At 62.3% G+C, this 20553-nt stretch carries 19 protein-coding genes and 2 pseudogenes; 8 read left to right on the top strand and 13 right to left on the bottom strand.

Translation table 11 applies throughout. The features are described 5' to 3' along the window. Position 1 precedes the first annotated feature (1 nt). Together LRS56_12805 and LRS56_12800 are read right to left on the bottom strand one after the other, a co-directional pair. Positions 2 to 2187: pseudogene (locus LRS56_12805) on the bottom strand (response regulator). 170 nt (positions 2188 to 2357) lie between these two features. Next, positions 2358 to 3212: a CAP domain-containing protein gene (locus tag LRS56_12800; protein WDU65249.1), complete on the bottom strand. Its 855-nt coding sequence runs from the start codon at positions 3210 to 3212 to the stop codon at positions 2358 to 2360. Positions 3213 to 3346: 134 nt separating this feature from the next. Here LRS56_12800 and LRS56_12795 point away from each other — a divergent pair. Both LRS56_12795 and LRS56_12790 read left to right on the top strand, forming a co-directional pair. Continuing rightward, positions 3347 to 3457: pseudogene (locus LRS56_12795) on the top strand (LysR family transcriptional regulator). A gap of 21 nt (positions 3458 to 3478) precedes the next feature. Beyond that, positions 3479 to 4150, top strand: coding sequence for a GNAT family N-acetyltransferase (locus LRS56_12790; GenBank protein WDU65248.1), 672 nt, complete (start codon positions 3479 to 3481; stop codon positions 4148 to 4150). Between the two features lie 27 nt (positions 4151 to 4177). Here the strand turns inward: LRS56_12790 and LRS56_12785 are convergent, their stop codons facing one another. Further along, positions 4178 to 4780 carry a TetR/AcrR family transcriptional regulator gene (locus LRS56_12785; protein WDU65247.1) on the bottom strand — a complete coding sequence of 201 codons (603 nt, stop codon included), beginning with the start codon at positions 4778 to 4780 and terminating at the stop codon, positions 4178 to 4180. 71 nt (positions 4781 to 4851) lie between these two features. On the opposite strand from LRS56_12785, the gene LRS56_12780 reads away from it, so the two are divergent. Then, on the top strand, positions 4852 to 5445 hold the full coding sequence (locus LRS56_12780) for an NAD(P)H-dependent oxidoreductase (GenBank protein WDU65246.1): 594 nt from the start codon (positions 4852 to 4854) through the stop codon (positions 5443 to 5445). Here the strand turns inward: LRS56_12780 and LRS56_12775 are convergent. Further along, the gene (locus LRS56_12775; protein ID WDU65245.1) at positions 5442 to 6302 is read right to left on the bottom strand and encodes a LysR substrate-binding domain-containing protein; all 861 of its coding nucleotides are present in this window, start codon (positions 6300 to 6302) and stop codon (positions 5442 to 5444) included. The genes LRS56_12780 and LRS56_12775 overlap by 4 nt on opposite strands. Positions 6303 to 6408: 106 nt before the next feature. Between LRS56_12775 and LRS56_12770 the strand changes: the two genes are divergently transcribed. Continuing rightward, positions 6409 to 6705 carry a carboxymuconolactone decarboxylase family protein gene (locus LRS56_12770; GenBank protein ID WDU65244.1) on the top strand — a complete coding sequence of 99 codons (297 nt, stop codon included), beginning with the start codon at positions 6409 to 6411 and terminating at the stop codon, positions 6703 to 6705. Between the two features lie 2 nt (positions 6706 to 6707). Further along, positions 6708 to 7085 (top strand): tautomerase family protein, encoded by a 378-nt coding sequence (locus LRS56_12765; protein WDU65243.1) that lies wholly within the window; start codon positions 6708 to 6710, stop codon positions 7083 to 7085. A gap of 6 nt (positions 7086 to 7091) precedes the next feature. On the opposite strand, the gene LRS56_12760 is transcribed toward LRS56_12765, so the two are convergent. The 4 genes from LRS56_12760 to LRS56_12745 form a co-directional block, all read right to left on the bottom strand. Next, the gene (locus LRS56_12760; GenBank protein WDU65242.1) at positions 7092 to 7481 is read right to left on the bottom strand and encodes a hypothetical protein; all 390 of its coding nucleotides are present in this window, start codon (positions 7479 to 7481) and stop codon (positions 7092 to 7094) included. A 32-nt stretch (positions 7482 to 7513) separates the two neighbouring features. Continuing rightward, complete coding sequence (locus LRS56_12755) at positions 7514 to 8770, bottom strand: 3-phosphoshikimate 1-carboxyvinyltransferase (GenBank protein ID WDU65241.1); 1257 nt, start codon at positions 8768 to 8770, stop codon at positions 7514 to 7516. A 418-nt stretch (positions 8771 to 9188) separates the two neighbouring features. Then, the gene (locus LRS56_12750; protein WDU65240.1) at positions 9189 to 9743 is read right to left on the bottom strand and encodes a UPF0149 family protein; all 555 of its coding nucleotides are present in this window, start codon (positions 9741 to 9743) and stop codon (positions 9189 to 9191) included. A gap of 97 nt (positions 9744 to 9840) precedes the next feature. Continuing rightward, positions 9841 to 11088, bottom strand: a complete 1248-nt coding sequence (locus LRS56_12745; protein ID WDU65239.1) for a chloride channel protein — start codon at positions 11086 to 11088, stop codon at positions 9841 to 9843. A gap of 192 nt (positions 11089 to 11280) precedes the next feature. Here LRS56_12745 and LRS56_12740 point away from each other — a divergent pair, with 192 nt between their 5' ends. Next, positions 11281 to 12093: a crotonase/enoyl-CoA hydratase family protein gene (locus LRS56_12740; protein ID WDU65238.1), complete on the top strand. Its 813-nt coding sequence runs from the start codon at positions 11281 to 11283 to the stop codon at positions 12091 to 12093. 5 nt (positions 12094 to 12098) lie between these two features. After that, positions 12099 to 12932, top strand: a complete 834-nt coding sequence (nudC, locus tag LRS56_12735) for an NAD(+) diphosphatase (protein ID WDU65237.1) — start codon at positions 12099 to 12101, stop codon at positions 12930 to 12932. On the opposite strand, the gene LRS56_12730 is transcribed toward nudC, so the two are convergent. The 3 genes from LRS56_12730 to LRS56_12720 form a co-directional block, all read right to left on the bottom strand. Further along, positions 12900 to 13679 (bottom strand): TSUP family transporter, encoded by a 780-nt coding sequence (locus LRS56_12730; protein WDU65236.1) that lies wholly within the window; start codon positions 13677 to 13679, stop codon positions 12900 to 12902. The genes nudC and LRS56_12730 overlap by 33 nt on opposite strands. A gap of 185 nt (positions 13680 to 13864) precedes the next feature. Next, positions 13865 to 14584, bottom strand: coding sequence for a CDP-alcohol phosphatidyltransferase family protein (locus LRS56_12725; protein ID WDU65235.1), 720 nt, complete (start codon positions 14582 to 14584; stop codon positions 13865 to 13867). A 148-nt stretch (positions 14585 to 14732) separates the two neighbouring features. Continuing rightward, positions 14733 to 15659, bottom strand: coding sequence for a class I SAM-dependent methyltransferase (locus LRS56_12720; protein ID WDU65234.1), 927 nt, complete (start codon positions 15657 to 15659; stop codon positions 14733 to 14735). A gap of 190 nt (positions 15660 to 15849) precedes the next feature. On the opposite strand from LRS56_12720, the gene mdeB reads away from it, so the two are divergent. Then, positions 15850 to 18528 carry an alpha-ketoglutarate dehydrogenase gene (gene mdeB / locus LRS56_12715; GenBank protein WDU65233.1) on the top strand — a complete coding sequence of 893 codons (2679 nt, stop codon included), beginning with the start codon at positions 15850 to 15852 and terminating at the stop codon, positions 18526 to 18528. A 121-nt stretch (positions 18529 to 18649) separates the two neighbouring features. Here mdeB and LRS56_12710 read toward each other — a convergent pair whose 3' ends face one another. Next, entirely contained in the window at positions 18650 to 19138 is a 489-nt protein-coding gene (locus LRS56_12710; GenBank protein WDU65232.1) for a DUF1289 domain-containing protein, read from the bottom strand. A 149-nt stretch (positions 19139 to 19287) separates the two neighbouring features. Then, entirely contained in the window at positions 19288 to 20538 is a 1251-nt protein-coding gene (locus LRS56_12705) for a ribonucleotide-diphosphate reductase subunit beta (protein ID WDU65231.1), read from the bottom strand. Positions 20539 to 20553 lie beyond the last annotated feature (15 nt).

The raw sequence follows: 20553 nt of genomic DNA, 5'->3' as shown, positions 1-20553 counted from the left end.
ATCAGTCCCGTAGCAGGACTTTGGCGAGTGCCCGTGCGACCTGATCGGCGGAGTAGGGCTTGGCCAGGAACTCGAACCCTTCATAACCGCTGTCCGCCAGCTCCTCGCTATAGCCTGAGGTCAGCACCACCGGCAGCTCGGCCCGTCGTTGGCGCAGCAGCTTGGCCATGGCCACGCCGGTCATCCCTGGCATCACCACATCCGAGAACACCCCATCGAACGCCATGGCGTCCGCGCCGGCCAGTGCCAGTGCCTGTTCCGCATCGGTGACCCAGGTGGTCTGGTAGCCGAGGTCTTGAAGGATCTGGTTGGCGAAGCGGCCCACCTCCAGGTTGTCTTCCACGATCAGGATGTGGTGCTGCGCCGTGTCGTGGTGCGGGTACTGCACGTCCTGCGAGTGCTCGTGCGGCATCGCCGGTGATTCCACTTGTGGCAGGTACAGGGTAAATACCGTGCCGTGGCCCAGGCTGCTGGCCACATCGACGTTGCCGCCAGACTGCTTGGCGAACCCGAACACCTGCGACAGCCCAAGCCCGGTGCCTTTGCCGACGGACTTGGTGGTAAAGAACGGCTCGAAGATGTGTTCAAAGGCATCGCCGTCGATACCGCTGCCGGTGTCCGCCAGGGAGATGGCCACGAATGGCTGGTGCGCCTCGGCATCGCCGCGGATGCGCGGCATGGCGGGCACCGTGGCCACGCGCAGGGTCAGGGTGCCCTTGCCGCTCATGGCGTCACGGGCGTTGAGGGCGATATTGATCAGCGCCGTTTCGAATTGGCTGGAGTCGACCCGCACATGGCAGGGGCTGTCAGGCAACTCGACCCGCACGTGGATGCGTGCACCGGTGACGCTTTCGAGCATCTCGCCGATATTCTTGACCCGCAGGCTTACGTCGAACACTTCCGGGTTCAACGGTTGGCGCCGGGCAAAGGCCAGCAACTGGCTGGTGAGCTTGCTGGCGCGTTCCACGGTGTCCGACACCGCACCCATGTAGCGCTGGCGCCGTTCTTCGGACAGCCCGGGCTGACGCAGGAAATCCACCGACGAGCGAATGATCGTCAGCAGGTTGTTGAAGTCGTGGGCGACGCCGCCGGTCAATTGGCCGATGGCTTCGAGCTTTTGTGACTGGTGCAGGGCGGCTTCGGCCTGGGTGAGGGCGTTGGTGCGCTCCTGCACCCGTTGTTCCAGGGTGGCGTTCAGCTCGGTAAACGCCGCCAGGCCTTCGCGCACCGCGACGTCGGCGCGTACCCGCTCTATATGCGCCCAGGAGCGCTCGGTGACTTCCCCACCAAGGCCAGGTCGTACGGCGACCAGACCCGCGCAGATTTATCGTGCACGGCCATCAGTGCGGTGAGCCGGCCATTCTTGATCAGCGGGAAGCACACCGTCGACAAGGCGCCCAGGGCCTGGTAACTGGCGGCTATCTCGGGCTCGAATTCGATTCGATTGTCCTGCACCACCACCGGCTCACCGGCATGCAGGCGTTGGACTGCCAGCGCGCCGAACGAGGCCAGGCTGTAACGCCCGACGATGCTCGGCGAGCCGGGCGCCGCCCAATTGCCACGAATGGTGAAACCGTCTTCATCGGCATCCATGTCGGCATATGCGCAATTGGACACCTGCAAGTGCTCGGCGAGCAGGCGCGTGGTGGTGGACATGATGGTTTCAGCGTCGGTGGCATTCGCCACAGCGTTGCCGATGGCGTCCAGCACGGCCAGGCGCCGTGTGAGGAACACGGTGGCGCTGGTCTCGGTGACCGTGTCCAGAATGCCCACGACCTTGCCCTGAGGGTCGCGGATCGGGCTGTAGCAAAACGTGAAGTAGGCTTGCTCGGGACCGGCGCCGCGTTCGATCAGCAGTGGGAAGTTCTCGATAAAAGTGGCATGCCCTTCAAAGGCTGCATCGGCAATCGGGCCGACCTGGTCCCAGACTTCATGCCAGGTTTCACTGAAGGGGCGCCCCAGCGAATAGGGTTTGTCGCCAAGAATCGGGATAAATGCGTCGTTGTAGAGGGTGATCAGGTGCGGCCCCCAGACGATGGCCTGGGGGAAGCTTGACGCAAAGCACAATGCCACCGTCGTCTTGAGCACATCCGGCCACTGCTCCAGCGGCCCCAGGGGCGTGCTTGCCCAATCATGGCGGCGAACCCGCTCAGCCATATCGCTGCTGCTTTGCAGCCAATTCATCATTGGGAGAACACCTTCTTTGCCACACTCTGTCGAGGGCCTGACGCGATCAGGCTAACAAGCAACAGACCGGAAACACCGCTGTCAGTTCAGCTGAATTATCCACGAGATGGCACTTTGATGCTCCATTGATTCGGGCCGATTTGTTTATCGATGCAGGCCCGAATAAATGCCTATTGCGATGTGCCGAATACGCCCGTCCAATAAATCCCGGCGTCACTCTTCGGGTCCATGGCATAGGCGGCGCCCAACTCGCGAAATTGCGGGTTCATCAGGTTGGCGCAGTGGCCTGGGCTGGCGAGCCAGCCATCCACCACCTTGCGCGGGGTGTCGAGCCCGGCGGCGATGTTTTCGCCGATGTTCTTTGCGATATACCCCGCCAGTTCGGCACGGTCGCCGGGGGTACGGCCGTCATGGTCGAGGTGGTCGAAGAAATTTCCATTGGCCATGTTGCGCGTGTGGCTGTTGGCCGCACCGGCCAGGTCATCGTTCCAGGACAGGGGCGTGGTGGCGGTAAATGCTTGAGTACCGCATTGGCGCGGCTGGGCGCGGGCGGCGTTGATCAGACCGAGCAGTTGCTTGCCTTCGGTTTGCCAGTCCCCCAGTCCGCTGGACAGCAGTGGGCGGGCGAGCACGATGCGCCAGTCCTGGCCGCTGTTGCTCACGCCGATGTCGACAAATTGCGGGTCCAGCACCACGCGGCAGAAGCTTTCGCGCACCGCCTTCATGGCCGCCTGGGCGTCCTTGGGGCCGGACAAGCTGATCGCCTGCACGTTGACCATCGGGTAGGCGGCCCGCGCCAGCGACTGCTGCAAGTCGCCGACATTCGTCGCCGGCAGCACCAGCCGCGTGTCGCTGGCCAGCGGTGGCAGTTCCTGGGAACCCTGGTCGCCGCAGCGTTGCACATGGCTGCGGTATTCGTTGATCTGTTGCACCAGTTGAGATTCTTCATTTGCCATCGCGCTGGCGCAGAACACCGTACCGGCGGCCAGCGTCGTCAGACCCATCATCAATGACAGCACGCGCATGGACGTTACCCTTGAGCTTGAAAGTGCCCATGATGCGCGATGTAACCCGGTCTGGCGCAACGCCTTTTTTTGTTTTTTTGCTTCAATGGGTATTCTGCGGCGCGATCACGCTGGTGGTGCGGCCCCATGCCATCACTGTGGCGATGCTCTACCACCCACGGCTCGACGCCGCCCTGGCCCATGGCTGGTTGCGCCGCTGTTTGCGCGAGGTGTGCGCCCAGCAGGTACAATCGCCGCTGCCTTGACGCGTAACCCCAGGAATTTGCATGTCCAGCCTTACCCGCTACACCACACCTTGCCCCGAGCCGATCAATGCGCAGATCCTGCAGATGGTGGTGGACAACCTCACCGACATCAGCAGCGTCGCGCTGGCGCCGAGCAACCTGCTTTACAACATCTATCAGTACGCCATCGGCTTTGAGGTGCACCTCTACCTGGAGGCGCTGAACGGCCAGAAGGGCATCGCGGTTGAGCTGGTGGTGGCGACGGAGGCGGAACAGCTGGTCGGTTTTTGCCTGTACCTGCCCGTCAAGGATGACCCCCAAGCCTGTGGCATTGTGTTTATGGCGGTGCACGCCAGGCATCGCCGCCAGGGTGTGGCACGGGCAATGATGGGCGAGGTGCTGGCGCATTATCCTCACGCCGAGCTGGCGTGTGCCGTGGAGAAGGTGCCGGCGTTCCAGGCCATGGGCTTTCAGATACGCGGCGCACGCGGCACCCAGGTGCTGATGAACACACGCGATTACGCCACCGACGGGCTGATGGGCGTGTTGGACGTGGCGCCGATCTACAGCTCGCTCGAGGTCCGACAGATTCATACCTACCTGCTGCAAAAGCATGGCAAGCGGGCGATGGTGGACGCGGAGAAACAGCGCGACCGGCACCTGGATCAGCTGACACGCAAGGTTCGGCTGTTTGTGAATGAACACCTGAGCTGAAGGTAAACCTGAGGCTGGCGCAATGGCTCAAGCCCGCCCGCGGTTGACCATCGCCAGGATCGTGGCCAGTAACTCCTGTTGCGCTTCTTCGCGGCTCACCTCGCCAGTGGCCGCCGCCTGGGACAAGGCTTCCGCCGCGCCGAGCATGGCCCGCAGGCCGACCTGCGAGACCTTGCCGCCGGGCGCAAAGGGCGACAGCGCGTCGCGGCATTTGCTGAGGAAAATCGCCTCGTATTCGCGCTTGAGGGTTTGCAGTTCCGGCGAACTGCTCAGCGCGGCAATTACCCCAGGAATCTCGCGGCCCTGCAACAATACACAGTCCACATAGCAGGAAGCGATCACCCAGGCGCGGTCTTGCAGCGTGGCGGCAGCGGTTTGCAGTGCCTCGGCAAATACCTGGTTCTGACGGCTATCGAAGTCTTCATAGAGCGCGGCCAACAACCCTGCACGCGTGACGAAATGGTCATAGACCACCGGCTTGGTCACGCCCGCCAGTTCCGCCAGGCGGCCCAGGGTCAGGGCTTCGGTGCCTTCATCGCGCACCAGCTGCCAGGCCACATCGAGTAATTGACGCAGGCGATCTTCACGGCTTAATCGCCGACGTGGGGCAGGGGACTCAGTGCTTGACATGCTTATATACCAAAAGTAACTTATCGGCTTAACTTACCAAACGTAGCTTAAGCCGAAAGGGAGTCAAAGTCATGCACGCACTCATCGTGGTTGCTCATCACGACCCACAATCCCTCACTCACGCCGTGGCGGCGCAGGTGGCCGCCGGCCTGGAAGCCTGCGGCCATACCTTCGAAGTCGCCGACCTCGCCGCCGAAGGCTTCGACCCGCGTTACACCGCCGCCGATCATCGTGTGCACCGCAGCCGCGCCACGCCACCGGCCGACGTACTGGCGGAACAAGCGCGTATCGACCGCGCCGACGCCGTGGTGCTGGTGTTCCCGATTTATTGGTGGTCGCTGCCGGGCCTGCTCAAGGGCTGGGTTGATCGGGTATTCGTCAACGGCTGGGCAATCGACTATGGCCCGGATATGCCGGTGGTGAAAAAGCTGCGGCACTTGCGCGTGCATCTGCTGGCCCTGGGCGCCGCCGATGACAGTGCGTTTGATCGGCACGGCTATGCGAAGGCGATGCGTACGCAGATCGACTACGGCATCTTTGATTACTGTGGCGCGCAGGTGGTGACGTCCGAGTTGTTGCTGGAGTCGGAAAGCGCAAGCGCCGAGACCCATTTGCACACCGCCCGCAGGTTGGGGCAGCAGATGTTCGGGCGCGAAACCGCCTAAGGCTCGAGGCTGCTCTGGATCAGGCTGGCCAGGTGTGCCACGGCCGGCGTGGGCTGCAGTTGATTGCTGTGCAGCTCATAGCCCAGTGAGGGCACCGGCGGCAGGTCATCCAGTACACGCAGATGGGCGGGCAAGCCCACTCGCGTGCGCAATGTCACCCCCAGGCCGGCATCGACGGCGGCCCAGATACCGCCGACGCTGGGGCTGGTCAGGGCAATGCGCCAGGGAATGCCCGCGCGGTCAAGTGCTTCGGTCGCTGCGCTGCGCAGCACGCACGGCGCGTCGAACATCACCAACGGCAGTGGCGCGCCTTCTGCACGCGGCAACAGCGGCGTGTCGCGAGGCCCGATCCAGTGCATCGGCGTTTGACCCAGCGGTGTTACGTAGGGCGAGGTATTCTCGGTGGCCCACGTCAGCGCGAGGTCCAGGCCGGCGCTATCGATCAGTTCCAGCAGCTCGGCATTGCGGGCAATCCGCACTTGCAGGCTGATCATCGGATACACCTGAGTAAACCGGCGCAAGGTGCTGCTGAGCACGTGTTCAGCAAAATCTTCCTGTACACCCAGGCGCAAGGTGCCCGCCGTGCGGGTCTGGTCAAGCGCAGCGAAAATACTGTCATTGAGTTCCAGCAACCTGCGCGCATGGCTCAGCAATACCTCGCCCACCGGGGTTAACGCCAGGCCGCGCCCGGCTTTGCTCAATACCGGCGTGCCGATCTGCTCTTCGAGCTTCTTGAGTTGTGCGCTGACCGCCGAGGTGGAGCGTCCCAGTCGTTCGGCGGCCCGGGCAAAACTGTTGAGCTGCGCCCCAAGGACAAAGGTGCGCAGTACATCAAGATCGAAGGTCGGCTGGCGCATCGAATAGTCCATAAAAACAGGATTGTTGACGGTGTTTAATCTGATATTCGGAATGATCCTGGCTTGCTAATTTTTACCCGTCAACCCAATTGTCGGAGCCCTACCCATGACTATCCCAACCGGCGACTTTGCCCGGAAGTTTGCCGAACTGACCCGTGATGTGCTGTTTGCCGATATCTGGACGCGCACGCAACTGTCACCCCGCGAGCGCAGCCTGATTACCGTTGCTGCGCTGGTGGCGCTGTACCGTCTGGAACAGCTGCCCGGCCATCTGCAGCGTGCGCGACAGAATGGCTTGAGCCAGCAAGAATTGGCCGAAGTCGTGACCCACCTGGCGTTCTACGCCGGCTGGCCGACGGCGGCGTCGGCCATGAACCTGATCGACGAACTGGGGAGTCTCTGAGCATGCCTTACGCCAGAATCTCCCTGCAGCGCGGGAAAACCCCCGAATATTTGCAGGCCCTTTCGCAAGGGCTACACGACGCACTGGTCGAGACCTTTGCAATCCCCGTCGCCGATCGTTTCCATGTCATCCATCAGCATGACGCAGGGGAGTTGATCATTGATGCCAACTACCTCGGTGGCCCCCGCAGCGCTGATTACGTGCTGATCGCGATCACCGGCGGCAAACCACGGGACACCGCGACCAAACGGCGCTTCTATCAGCTATTGGCGCAACGTTTGAACGCGGCCATCGGGCTGGACCCTGAGGATGTGATGGTGGTTATCAGCACCACGGCAGCAGAAGACTGGTCGTTTGCCGGCGGCAGGGGTAATGAGTAGCGGCGCTCACCCTTCGCGAAACAGGTCGTGGGCGTCCAGCAAGCGGTAAGCGATTTCCGGGCGTTTTTCCAGGCCCCGGCGAATCGCCGCCGGGATCGATTGGCGGGTCTTGCGGCACATGCCCGGCAGTTCGTCGATGACGATCTGTATCCCGCGCATGCTCTTGACCTCGGTGTGCCCCGGCGCCACATGCACGCGGATGCCCAAGAGTGCGTACATCCGCTGTTGCATGTGTTCCAGGTCTTGCAGGCTCTTGAGGTCTTCAAGGCGTTCCAGCAGCTTCTTTTCTTCCTGGCGCGTGAGGTTGAGGATGCGCAGGTCGGCGCCCGGGGCTTGCAGCAGTTGCTCGCGGTCGCAGACGCAGGCGCCGGGTGGGCAGGGTTGGCGAATGCTCATGTGCTTTCCCTCCGCCTTCCGACGCCGGCGCGTCAGTAGCTCAGCGCTACCCCGAGACTGCCCAGGGCCTTCCAGTATTCAGGATAGGTCTTGGCCACGCAGTCCGGGTCCTGAATGCGAATGCCCGAGACTTTCAGCCCCGCCAGCGCAAAGCACATGGCGATGCGGTGGTCGGCGTGGGTGTCGATCAGCGCGTTGCACGACGTGCCGGCCAGCGCAGGGTCGGCCGCCACCAGCAAATCGTCGCCTTCAATCGTCGCCAGGCCCGGGCGAATTTCATTCAGGCCGTCGTGCAGGGCCTGTACGCGGTCACATTCCTTGACCCGCAGGTTGGCCAGTTCAGTGAAGCGCACCGGGGTGTTGTTGAACGCGGCGAGTACCGCCAGGGTCGGGATTGCGTCCTGCATCTGCGAGCCAACCACCGTGGCCTGCATATTCGGGAATTGGGCAATCACCGCCTGCGCCTTGGCGTCCGGCTGGGTAAAATCCTGCGCTGCCACGCCGATGTCGATGCGCCCACCGGTCAGCACTTCAGCAGCCCACAGGTAGGTGGCGGCGGAGGCGTCGGGTTCGATCAGGTAATCATGGGCGGTGTAGCCGGTGGGGGCGACACGCCAGGTGGTGTCGTCGACCACCTCGACCTGCGCGCCGAACGCCCGCATGCAGTCCAGGGTCAGGTCCACGTAGCCACGGGCGCCGATGTCCTTGCCGGTCAGCGCGACTTCAATCGGTGCTTCGCCGCAGGCCGCCAGCATCAGCAGGGCCGAGACATATTGGCTGGACAAGCCACCATCGATTTCAAAGCGCTTGGCTGCAACCTTGCCCACGCCGTGCACGGTGACCGGAGGGCAACCGGTGGGGCTGTCGACCGCGATGCCGTTCTGGCGCAAGGTCGTGAGCAGCGGGCCGATGGGGCGTTTTTGCATGTAGTCGTCGCCATCCAGCACCACGCTGCCGTGCACGGTGGCGACGGCGGCGGTGAGAAAGCGCATGGCGGTGCCGGCATTGCCGAGGAACAGCGGTTGGGGCGGCAGTTGCAGTGTGCCTTGGCTGGTCACCACGAAAGTGGTGTCATCCGGCTCGTCGATGCTCACGCCCATCTGGCGCAGGGCCACCGACATGTGGCGGGTGTCGTCGCTTTTAAGGGCGCCGCTCAGGCGGCTGGTGCCCTTGGCCAGCGCCGCCAGCAGCAGGGCACGGTTGGTAATGGATTTGGAGCCGGGGGGCGCGACCTTGCCATTGAGGGGGAAGTTGGGCGGTGTCACGGTCACGGTTTTCTGCGCACTCAAGGTACAGGGCTCCTGATTCAAGGTAGGGAGTGGCCGACGGGGCGGATCCGAATAATCGGGTATAGATGAGGTGCTTGTCGAGCTTGGGGTCATGGGCGCTTGGATTTATTGGGGGTGCGTCGTGTTCAGCTGGGGGGTATATCCGTTTTTGTGGTAACGGCGGCTATTGGTTCCGCCCTTACGGCGGGTCACTTTGGAAAAGAGCCCCAAAGTAACCAAAGGGCTCTTGCCCCACCACTCGGCACCTCGCCTGCGGCTCGGTGTGCCCGCACGCAGGCTTGAATCCGTGGGCCGCCGCGATGGGCCATCCTTGGCCCAGCGCGGCTAACCCGGCGTCCTGCCGGGTTACCCACGGATTCAAGCCAGCGTGCGGCCAGCGTGGTTGACGGGGCGCCTAGGATCAAGATCAAAAGCTAAATTACCGTTTTGCCAACCAGTAATCGTGCAGCGTTCGTGCTGCCGGTTCGATTGCGCTGGCGCGTTGTTGATGTGCGGGTACATCCAGGTCGGCGGGTAATTCGAAATTGTCCTGCTCGGCGCACCAGGAGATCTTTTCCAGCAGGGCGGCCTGTTCTGCCGGCAGTTCCGGCCAATTGCCGATGGCGGCGCCGCGGATATAGCCAAAGCACCATTCTTCGGCGAGGGTCACAATGTGGCCCTGGTGTTCGGTTGCGTCGAAGCGTGCCTTGAAGCTTTTGGCGTCGGTTGCCAGTTGGCTTGCCAGGGTGTTGAGGTGGCGCACGCACAGTTCAAGGAAGCTCTGCGCTTCGTCCATATTGTCCCATTGCGGGTTCTGGCCGCCCCAGATTGCCGGGAACCACTCGGCCACATCTACCTGCGCCGGGCTGGACACCAGTGCGGTGAAGTAGCCGTCAAGCTCGGCCAGGTTCAGCACCGAATGGTCGTCGCCGTATTTGAGCAGGGTTTCTTCGATGAATTCGAAATCGGCGGGGGCGAGGGGTTGGGCGTGCATGGGCATATCCTTTAAACGTCGAGCGCCGCAGGGTGGGCGGCTTAAAGCGCGAAGGATGGCGTGTGCGCAGGGTTTTATCCAGCGTTTTGCAGGGTTTTTACCCGCGCCGCTGGCACAGCTTGCTCACGCAGACCGAACCCACTACCGCGAGGATGATCGGCACCAGGAAGTCATGGTCAATACGCGTAAATTCCGCGACCAGCACAATCGCCGTCAGCGGCATGCTCATGCTGGCCGCCAGGAAGGCTGCCGCGCCGATGATTGCAAAGGCGCCCAGTGGCACGCCGGGCCACGCCAGGCTCCAGGCGCCGCCGAGGATGATTGCCAGCAACGCGCCATTGGCCAGGCCCGGTGTGAGCAAGCCGCCCTCGGCGCCGGCGCGCAGGCTGCTGGTGGTGATCAGTACCTTGACCACCAGCAATAGGGCCGCCAGGCCGATCGTCAACTCATTATCGAACCCCAGCTGCGCCGGGCCTTTACCATTGCCGAGGATTTGCGGCAGCAGCATCGCCAGGCCGCCGATGATCGTGAAGTTGATCAGCGACAACACCGGCAGGCGCCAGCCGCGTGCGGCATTGGCACGCGCCGCGCCCGTCAGGCGAGTGAAACCGTAGGCCGCCACACCCAATACCGGGCCACAGACCACCGCCCAGGCGATCAACGCCGGGCTCAATACAAAATGCGGCACTACGTATTGCGACTCAGCGCCCAGCCCGATCCAGGCCACCGCCGCGCCAATCGCCGAAGTCGCCAACGCGATCAGCGCGGCCTGCCAGCTGAACACACCCACCAGCACTTCCAGCACAAACACCGCGCCGCCCAGTGGCACGTTGTACACCGCCGCCAGGCCGGCTCCCGCGCCGCAGGCGACGATCAGACGATGCATCGGCGGTTCCAGGCGTGCACGTTGGGATAGCCAGGTTGCCGCCAGTGCACCAACTTCACGCGGCGCCACTTCGCGGCCCAGCGGCGAACCGAGTGCCACGGTGATGATCTGCAGCACGGCATGGGCGAGGGTGGTCTTGGGCGGCATGATCGGCATTTTTTCCGACACGGCCTGTTTGATGCTCACCAGTGGGCGGCCGTAGCGATAAATCGCCCACCAGCCAAGGCCTGCGACCAGGCCGCACACCACCAGTACCAGCAAGCGGCGCTCGGGCGCGGCAGCGGTTACGCCCAATAAGAAGGTTTCATGGCTGACCAGGCTGTCGAGGCTGTAGCCGTAGGCCAGGTGCTGGATGCCATGCAGCAGCAACGCGAGGAGCATCCCGCCCAGGCCGGCGCCAATACCGGTGAACACGACCACCAGGGCCAGAATCAGGGACGAGCGAAACGTGGTCGGCATAACGGGCTCCAAACGATGGCCCTGAGTGTATAGCCGAAAAATCGCCGGGCCTGGGTGAAATGTATCGGCGCTGCACGAACCCTGCGCCCACAACATTTCATTACCTTTGCCAGTCCCGCTTTTGGCCGATGCGCCGTGGCGCACCCTTGTTATAGTTCGGGCCTTATCACTCGCCAGTCAGGGATCACTGCCATGTCCGAATACCAAGCTTTCGTCGTCGAACTCACCGGCAACGTTGCCCATGTGCAGATCAATCGCCCGGAAAAGATCAACGCGATGAACGCGGCGTTCTGGCGCGAAATCATCGATATTTTCCAATGGGTCGAAGACACCGACGCCGTGCGCGCCGTAGTACTCAGCGGCGCCGGCAAGCATTTCTCGTCCGGTATCGACCTGATGATGCTGGCCTCGGTGGCCAATGAATTCGGCAAGGATGTGGGCCGTAATGCACGCCTGCTGCGGCGCAAAATCCTTGAGCTGCAAGCCTCGTTCAACGCCGTCGACAACTGCCGCAAGCCAGTATTGGCGGCGATCCAGGGTTACTGCATCGGCGGCGCCATCGACCTGATCAGCGCCTGCGACATGCGTTACGCCGCCGAAGGCGCGCAGTTCTCGATCAAGGAAATCGATATCGGCATGGCGGCCGACGTCGGCACCCTGCAACGCCTGCCGCGCATCATCGGCGACGGCATGCTGCGTGAGCTGGCGTACACCGGTCGCCAGTTCGGGGCTGAGGAAGCGCGCAGCATCGGCCTGGTCAATCGCGTGTACGCCGATCAGGACAGCCTGTTGGCCGGCGTCATGGAAATCGCCCATGAAATCGCCGCCAAATCGCCGATTGCCGTCACCGGCACCAAGGCCATGATCAGCTACATGCGTGACCATACAGTCAATGATGGTCTGGAATACGTTGCCACCTGGAACTCGGCTATGTTGCAATCCAACGACCTGCGCGTGGCCATCGCGGCCCATATGAGCAAGCAGAAACCCGAATTCGTGGATTGACTGACATGACCCCAGGCTGGATTACCACAACGCTGCTGGACAACGACGCCCCCGGCGGCTGGGCCGTCGCCCGCAGCCGCGACGGCTTTTTACACGATGCCAACGGCCCGCTGTTCCCACGGGAATGGCTCAAGCGCCAGGACCTTGCGGTGTTCGCCGAACACGGCATCGGCCACCTCGACGGTGAACCGGTGTACTTGCTGGAACTCGACTCGGCGGGCGAAGTGCCGGGTTGCAGCTGGCAGGGCCTGCGCGGCTTTATGCTGCAAGGCGACCACACTCTGTACACAGTGCTGGGCTACGCCGCGCAGATCGGCACCTGGGCGCGCGAGCATCGGTTTTGCGGCAGTTGCGGCCAGGCCATGGTCCAGGTGCCGCGGGAGCGGGCGATGTATTGCCAGGCCTGCGACCTGCGCAGCTACCCTCGCATTTCACCCAGCATGATTGTGCTGGTGACCCGTGGCGACGAGATCCTGCTGGCGCGCTCGCCACGCTTTGTGACGGGGGTGTACAGCACGTTGGCGGGGTTTGCCGAGCCGGGTGAGTCGGCCGAAGACTGCCTGATCCGCGAGGTTCGCGAAGAAGTGCAGGTGGAGGTCAAGAACATCCAGTACATGGGCAGCCAGTGCTGGCCGTTCCCGCACTCGATGATGCTGGGCTTCCATGCCGAGTACGCCGGTGGCGATATCGTGCCCCAGGCTGATGAGATAGAAGACGCGCAGTGGTTCAATATCCACGACTTGCCGCCATTGCCGGCGTCACGTTCGATTGCGCGTTACCTGATCGACCTCTACCTGGCCCGTCGTTTAGGCCACGCTGAACCAGTGCTGCCAGGCTAGGCGCACTGTCAAACCGAGGACTACGGTGATAAACACCGGGCGGATGAATTTGGCGCCGCCGCTGATTGCGCTGCGCGCGCCAAAGAACGCGCCACACATCACCGATACACCCATGGCCAAGCCGACGATCCAATCCACCGAGCCGTTGATGATAAACACCGTCAACGCCGCCGCATTGCTGACAAAGTTCATGCTGCGCGCCACGCCGCTGGCCTTCACCAGGTCGATGGGGTGCAGCAGCATGGTACTGACAGTCCAGAACGCCCCGGTGCCCGGGCCCGCCACGCCGTCGTAGAAACCCAGCCCGAAGCCTTGGGTGGCTTGCCATTTCTTCTTGATCGGTGCATCGGCATCCAGCGGCGCCTTGGGCGTACCGCCGAACAGCAGGTACAGGCCGCAGCCGAACACGATTACCGGGAGCATTTTGTTGAGGGTTTCGGCGGGCAGGTAGTGGGCCACTACCGCGCCGGTCAGCGCACCGATCAACGTGCCGACGATGGCATGCACCCACTGGCGGGGGTGGAAGAGCTTGCGCCGGTAGAAGGTAAAACTGGCGGTGGCCGAACCGAAGGTGGAGCTGAGTTTGTTGGTGCCTAATACCAAATGTGGCGGCATGCCGGCCGTGAGCAGCGCCGGGGTGGTGAGTAGCCCGCCGCCGCCGGCGATGGCGTCGATAAAACCGGCGATAAAGGCAACCACCGCGAGGATGGCGAGGGTGGTGAGGTCAACGCTGAGTTCGAAGGGCATGGGCAGGGCTTACTGGGGCGGGGTGCAGCGGAGGGGCCGCACGAAAGCCGCTATCTTACTCGCCAGGAGTACACATAACCAAATGTGGGAGCGGGCTTGCTCGCGAATGCGGTCCGTCAGTCAGTACATCTGGTACTGATACACCGCATTCGCGAGCAAGCCCGCTCCCACATTTTTAACTGCGATCAGTCGTGACGCTTGTCCAGCCACTCCAGCGCCGTACGCCAGATACAAATCCCCAGGAAGTACGCCGACATCAGCGACCACAGCCCAAACGTCCACGGGTTGGTATTCGGGTAATCCACCACCATCAAAAAGCTGCACAGCAACCAGATGGTGGTGACCGCGATGTTGATCGGCATAAACCGCTTCACCCGGAACGGGTGCAGAAACTTCATCGGCGTCACGGTCAGCAGGGCCAGGCCGATCACCGTCAGCAGGGTGACCCAGGCATCCGGCTGGATGATGTACACGCACAAGGCCACCACGTTCCATGCGGCTGGGAAGCCGACGAAGTAGTTGTCCTTGCTCTTCATATTCACGTTGCAGAAGCAGAACAGCGACGACACCAGAATCACCGACACCGTAAACAGGTGGGTGAAGTCCGGTAGGTCGATGTAACGGTAGATAAACAATGCCGGAATGAACACGTACGTCAGGTAATCGATCACCAGGTCCAGCACCGAGCCGTCAAAGCTCGGGAGCACGGTGCTGACATTGACCCGGCGTGCCAGGGAGCCATCGACGCCATCCACCACCAGGGCCAGACCCAGCCAGAGCAGGCAGGCTTTGGGGGAGTTTTCCAGCAGCGCCAGGGTGGCCAAAAAGGCCAGTACGACGCCGGTGGCGGTAAAGCCGTGGGCGCCCCAGGCTTTGATTCTGGCTACATGCAGGGTCGATATCACGGGCGGTTCTCCAAAGGGTGAAACGGGGCAGCCGACGGTGTGACACCGTCGAGTCTGGCCGGGGAATGCAGGTATCGACCGGGAAGGGTGTAAGAAGGTTCACCACCCGGTGTATCACTTAGCGTAGCAAGTGCAGGACGTTTCGGCATCAGCCTTGGCGGAACACCAGTGCCTTCAAGCCACTTTGCCGGTCAATATCAGGAAATTCCGGCGGGTTTTGTAGTCTTTCGACAAAGCGCAGGCCCGGTGCTTCGCGGGTTACGCCGTCGATCAGGAAATCTTCGCCGAACGCCGGATCGTTCATGCACGCCAGTACCGTGCCCTGTGCGGTGAGCAAATCCGGCAGGCGGCGCAGCACGCGCTGGTAGTCCTTGGTCAGCAGGAAGCTGCCTTTCTGGAAAGACGGCGGGTCGATAATCACCAGGTCGTAGGGGCCGCCGTTGGTGACCTTGGCCCAGGACTTGAACAGGTCGTGGCCCAGGAAGGTGACCTTGCTCAGGTCATGACCGTTCAGCCGATGGTTGTCGCGGCCACGACTCAGGGCGCCGCGGGCCATGTCCAGGTTCACCACATGCTCGGCGCCGCCTTCGATGGCGGCCACGGAAAAGCCGCAGGTGTAGGCGAACAGGTTGAGCACGTGCTGGCCCTTGGCCTGTTCGCGCACCCAATTGCGCCCGTAACGCATGTCGAGGAACAGCCCGCTATTCTGTTTTTTACCCAGGTCGATCAGGTAGCGCAGGCCGCCTTCGGTGATGGTCAGCTCATCAATCGCCTCGCCCACCAGCCATTCGGTGGTGCTTTGCGGCAGGTAACGGTGCTGCAAGGCCACGGTATGAGCGCCGAACTGAGCCCAGTCGAATTCGCTCAGCAGCTGCTTTAACGCGTCCAACTGCTCGGCTTCAGGCGCTTTGAACAGCGCGACCAGCACCACGCCTTGCAGCCAGTCCACGGTCAGTTGCTCGAGGCCCGGCCAGCAGCGTCCACGGCCGTGGAACAGGCGGCGGGTTTCGCTGGGCGCATCGGCCAGGGCGGTGAGCAGGTGGGCATGCAGGGTGGCGAGGGCGTCTGGGGTCATCGTTAAACGTCGGTCATTGAGCGGGCGGCATTTTAAACACAGTTGCACGGTTTCGGGGTGCTTGAGCACAACGTGCTGGTAAAAGGTGGATTGGCAGAGATTCATGCTCAAAATGCTGAAGTGCGCGCCTGATAACAGGCAAAAAATCCTCAGGCACCGACATAAACTGGAAAAAAGCCCGGAGGTGCCCATGAATGGTTTCGCGAATGCAGTAACTCAAACAGCGTCGGACCCGCTGGAGCAGGACGAGTGGCGCGACGCCCTGGCCTCGCTGGTGGCCAACGCCGGGCCGGCGCGGGCGCGGCAGATCCTTGACCTTTTGGCCCGTGAAGCCGCCGCGCCGCACATCGATTGGAAACCCGCCCACGGCACCCCCTATATCAATAGCATCAGCGCCCTGCAGCAACCGGCGTTTCCCGGCGACCTGGCCACCGAAGAGCGCCTGGCCTCGCTGGTGCGCTGGAACGCGCTGGCCATGGTGGTGCGCGCCAACCAGGCGTATGGCGAGCTGGGAGGGCATATCGCAAGCTACGCCAGCGCGGCGGATTTGTTCGAAGTCGGCTTCAACCACTTTTTCCGCGCCCGCAATGAGGGCTTTGGTGGCGACCTGGTGTTCTATCAGCCGCATTCCGCGCCTGGCATTTATGCGCGTGCCTTTCTGGAAGGGCGTCTGACCGAAAGCGACCTGGCGCACTATCGCCAGGAACTCGGCGGGCCAAAAGCCGGTGCACGCGGGCTGTCCAGCTACCCGCACCCCTGGCTGATGCCGGACTTCTGGCAGTTCCCCACCGGCTCCATGGGCATTGGCCCGATCAGCTCGATTTTCCAGGCGCGCTTCATGCGCTACCTGCAGCATCGCGGGCTCTTGGACACCACCGACCGCCACGTGTGGGGCGTGTTCGGCGACGGCGAAATGGACGAGCCGGAAAGCATGTCCGCCCTGACGCTGGCTGCCCGCGAGGGCCTGGACAACCTGACCTGGGTGGTCAACTGCAACCTGCAACGCCTCGACGGCCCGGTACGCGGCAACGGGCGGATCATCGACGAACTGGAAGCTTTATTTGCCGGGGCCGGCTGGAATGTGATCAAGCTGGTGTGGGGCTCGGATTGGGACGCGTTGCTGGCCAAGGACGCCGACGGCTCGCTGGTGGACACCCTGTCGCACACCGTGGACGGGCAATTCCAGACCTTTGCCGCCAAGGACGGCGCCTATAACCGCGAGCACTTTTTCGGCCAAAGCGCGTCGCTGGCCAAGCTGGTCGAGGGCATGAGCGACGAACAGATCGACCGCCTCAAGCGCGGGGGCCACGACATGGTCAAGATCCACGCCGCCTACTACGCGGCGCGCCGGGTCAAAGGCAAGCCCACGGTGATTCTGGCCCAGACCAAAAAAGGCTTCGGCATGGGCGAGGCCGGGCAGGGCAAGATGACCACCCACCAACAGAAGAAGCTGGACCGCGAGGCGCTGATTGCCTTTCGCAATCGTTTCCAGTTGCCGCTCACCGATGAGCAGACTGAGGCGCTGAGCTTCTTCAAACCGGCGGATGACAGCCTTGAAATGCGCTACCTGCACCAGCAACGCCAGGCGCTGGGCGGCTATGTGCCGAGCCGCAGCCCGCTCGCGGCGCCGGTAAACGTGCCGCCAGTGGCAGGTTACGCCGGGTTTGCCACGGCGGCCGAAGGCAAGGAAATGTCCACCACCATGGCCTTTGTGCGCATGCTCACCAACCTGCTCAAGGACAAGGCCCTGGGCCCGCGCATCGTGCCCATCGTTGCTGATGAGGCACGCACCTTCGGCATGGCCAACCTGTTCAAGCAGATTGGCATATATTCCAGCGTCGGCCAGCGCTACGAGCCGGAGGATATCGGCTCGATCCTCAGCTACCGCGAGGCCACCGATGGGCAAATCCTCGAAGAGGGCATCAGCGAAGCCAGCGCGATCAGCTCCTGGGTCGCGGCGGCCACCAGCTACTCGGTGCATGGCCTGCGCATGTTGCCGTTCTACATCTATTACTCGATGTTCGGCTTCCAGCGCGTGGGCGACTTGATCTGGGCCGCGGCCGACCAGCGCGCCCGTGGTTTCCTGCTGGGCGCCACCGCCGGGCGCACCACCTTGGGTGGCGAAGGCTTGCAGCATCAGGACGGCAGCAGCCATCTCACGGCCGCCACCGTGCCCAACTGCCGCGCCTACGACCCGGCGTTTGCCGGGGAATTCGCGGTGATCCTCGATCACGGCATGCGCCAGATGCTGGAACACGATGTGGATGAGTTCTACTACGTGACCCTGATGAACGAAAACTACCCGCAGCCCAGTCTGCCGGAAGGCGTGGAAGCAGCGATCATCAAGGGCATGTATCGCCTGCAAGGCGCGGCCGAGGCGCAGGTGCGCCTGCTGGGTGCCGGCACGCTGGTGCGCGAGGCCCAGGCTGCGGCGCAGTTATTGGCCGAGGACTGGCAGGTGACGAGCGAGGTCTACAGCGTGACCAGTTTTAGCGAGCTGGCACGGGAGGCGCGGGAGGTGGAGCGCTGGAATCGCCTGCATCCTCAGGCGAACCAGCGCGTCAGCCATGTAAATGCGTGCTTGCCCAGCGGCGCGCCGGTGGTCGCCGTGTCCGACTATGTGCGGGCGGTGCCGCAGATGATTGGTTCGTACCTGGATTCCACCTACACCGTGCTGGGCACCGATGGTTTCGGGCGCAGCGATACACGGGCGGCGTTGCGCGATTTCTTTGAGGTAGATCGCCATCACATCGTGTTGGCGGCCCTGACGGCGTTGGTGGAGCAGGGGAGTCTGGCGCGGGAGGTGTGCCGGCAGGCGATTGAGCGGTATGGCTTGCAGGCTGAGCGGGACCCATCCTGGGCCTCCTGAACACCCGTGTTCCAATGTGGGAGCTGGCTTGCCGGCGATGACGGTGGGTCAGTCAATAAAATCCGTGGCTGGCACTGCGCTAACGCAGGCTAGCCAGCTCCCACAGGGTTTGCGGTGCAGGTTAGAACGTGGCGATCAGGGCGGGCCCGAATGCTTCCTTCAGGAAACCCGGCGCGATATACCGTTCGTAATGCGCCTCGGAAAGCAGGAAAAACTCGCGATCAATCGCATCGCGCAAATCCGCCAGGCTGCGTTCGCGAAACTCGGGCAACAACGCCAACCCATATGCATCCAGCTTGGAAATCACCCGCGCACCCCGTGCAATCAATTGGTACGCCCAGCAATACGGCGACTGGTGCGGCATAAAGCGAATCTTGCGATTTTCCAGTTGCTGGCGCAGAAGGTACGCATCAAACACCTCCAGTTTGCTGGCCATTACCTGCACCAGCAGTTGCTCCAGGCGCAGCCAAACCGCCTGTTTTTCGTCGGCGTTGTAGCCGTTCCACTGGATCACTTCATGGTGGTAACGCTTGCAGCCCCGGCAGACCAGGTCGCCGTAAACGGTGGAGCACAGGCCGACGCAAGGGGTCTTGATGGTTTGATTGGGCATAAATATTTGTACGCAAGTCTAAAGATCACAGATATCTCATGTGGGAGCGGGCTTGCTCGCGAATAGGGAGTGTCAGTCAGTACACCTGTCACTGATCCACCGCTTTCGCGAGCAAGCCCGCTCCCACATTTTTAGATCTGCGTCGAAGATTAATCCCAGCTCAGTGCGCCGCCGGTCTGATACTCAATCACACGGGTTTCGAAGAAGTTTTTCTCTTTCTTCAAGTCCATGATCTCGCTCATCCACGGGAACGGGTTAGTCGTCCCTGGATACTCTTCTTTAAGACCAATCTGCGACAAACGACGGTTAGCGATGAACTTGAGGTAATCCTCCATCATCGCCGCATTCATGCCCAACACCCCACGCGGCATGGTATCGCGCGCATATTCAATCTCCAGCTGAGTCCCTTGCAGGATCATCTGGGTCGCTTCTTCCTTCATCTCGGCATCCCACAAATGCGGGTTTTCGATTTTGATCTGGTTGATCACGTCGATACCGAAGTTCAGGTGCATCGACTCGTCGCGCAGGATGTACTGGAACTGTTCGGCCACGCCGGTCATTTTGTTGCGGCGGCCCATGGAGAGGATCTGGGTGAAGCCGCAGTAGAAGAAGATGCCTTCCAATACGCAGTAGTAGGCGACCAGGTTGCGCAGCAGTTCTTTATCAGTCTCTACGGTGCCGGTTTCGAACTTTGGATCGGAGATCGAGCGGGTGTACTTGAGGCCCCAGGCTGCCTTTTTGGCGACCGATGGAATCTCGTGGTACATGTTGAAGATTTCGCCTTCATCCATGGCCAGCGATTCGATGCAGTACTGGTAGGCGTGGGTGTGGATCGCTTCTTCGAAGGCCTGGCGCAGGATGTACTGGCGGCACTCCGGGTTGGTGATCAGGCGGTACACGGCCAGCACCAGGTTGTTGGCAACCAGCGAGTCGGCGGTGGAGAAGAAGCCGAGGTTGCGCATGACGATGCGGCGCTCGTCGTCGGTCAGGCCTTCAGGGTTTTTCCACAGGGCGATGTCGGCGGTCATGTTGACCTCTTGCGGCATCCAGTGGTTGGCGCAGCCGTCGAGGTACTTTTGCCAGGCCCAGTCGTACTTGAAAGGTACGAGTTGGTTGAGGTCGGCGCGGCAGTTGATCATGCGCTTTTCGTCAACGGCGACGCGGGCGGCGGAGCCTTCGAGTTCGGCGAGGCCTTCGGCGACGTCGAGTTTGTCGAGGGCGGCCTTGGCGCGGATGATCGCGGCGGAGTCGTTGGCAGTCACATTGCGCGCTTCCAGGGCGGCGGCGGCACCGGCGCCATCCAGGCGGTCCATGTTGGCTTCGCTGGCGTGCCCGGCGTTGGCGCCTTTGATCACCGCTGCACCGGTGTCTTCGTTGTCGACTTCATCCCAACTCAGCATTGAAATACTCCTTCC

It is taken from the genome of Pseudomonas poae (assembly GCA_028869255.1).
GTDB classification, from domain to species: Bacteria; Pseudomonadota; Gammaproteobacteria; order Pseudomonadales; family Pseudomonadaceae; genus Aquipseudomonas; species Aquipseudomonas poae_C.
This window is presented reverse-complemented; position numbering and strand designations above follow the sequence as displayed.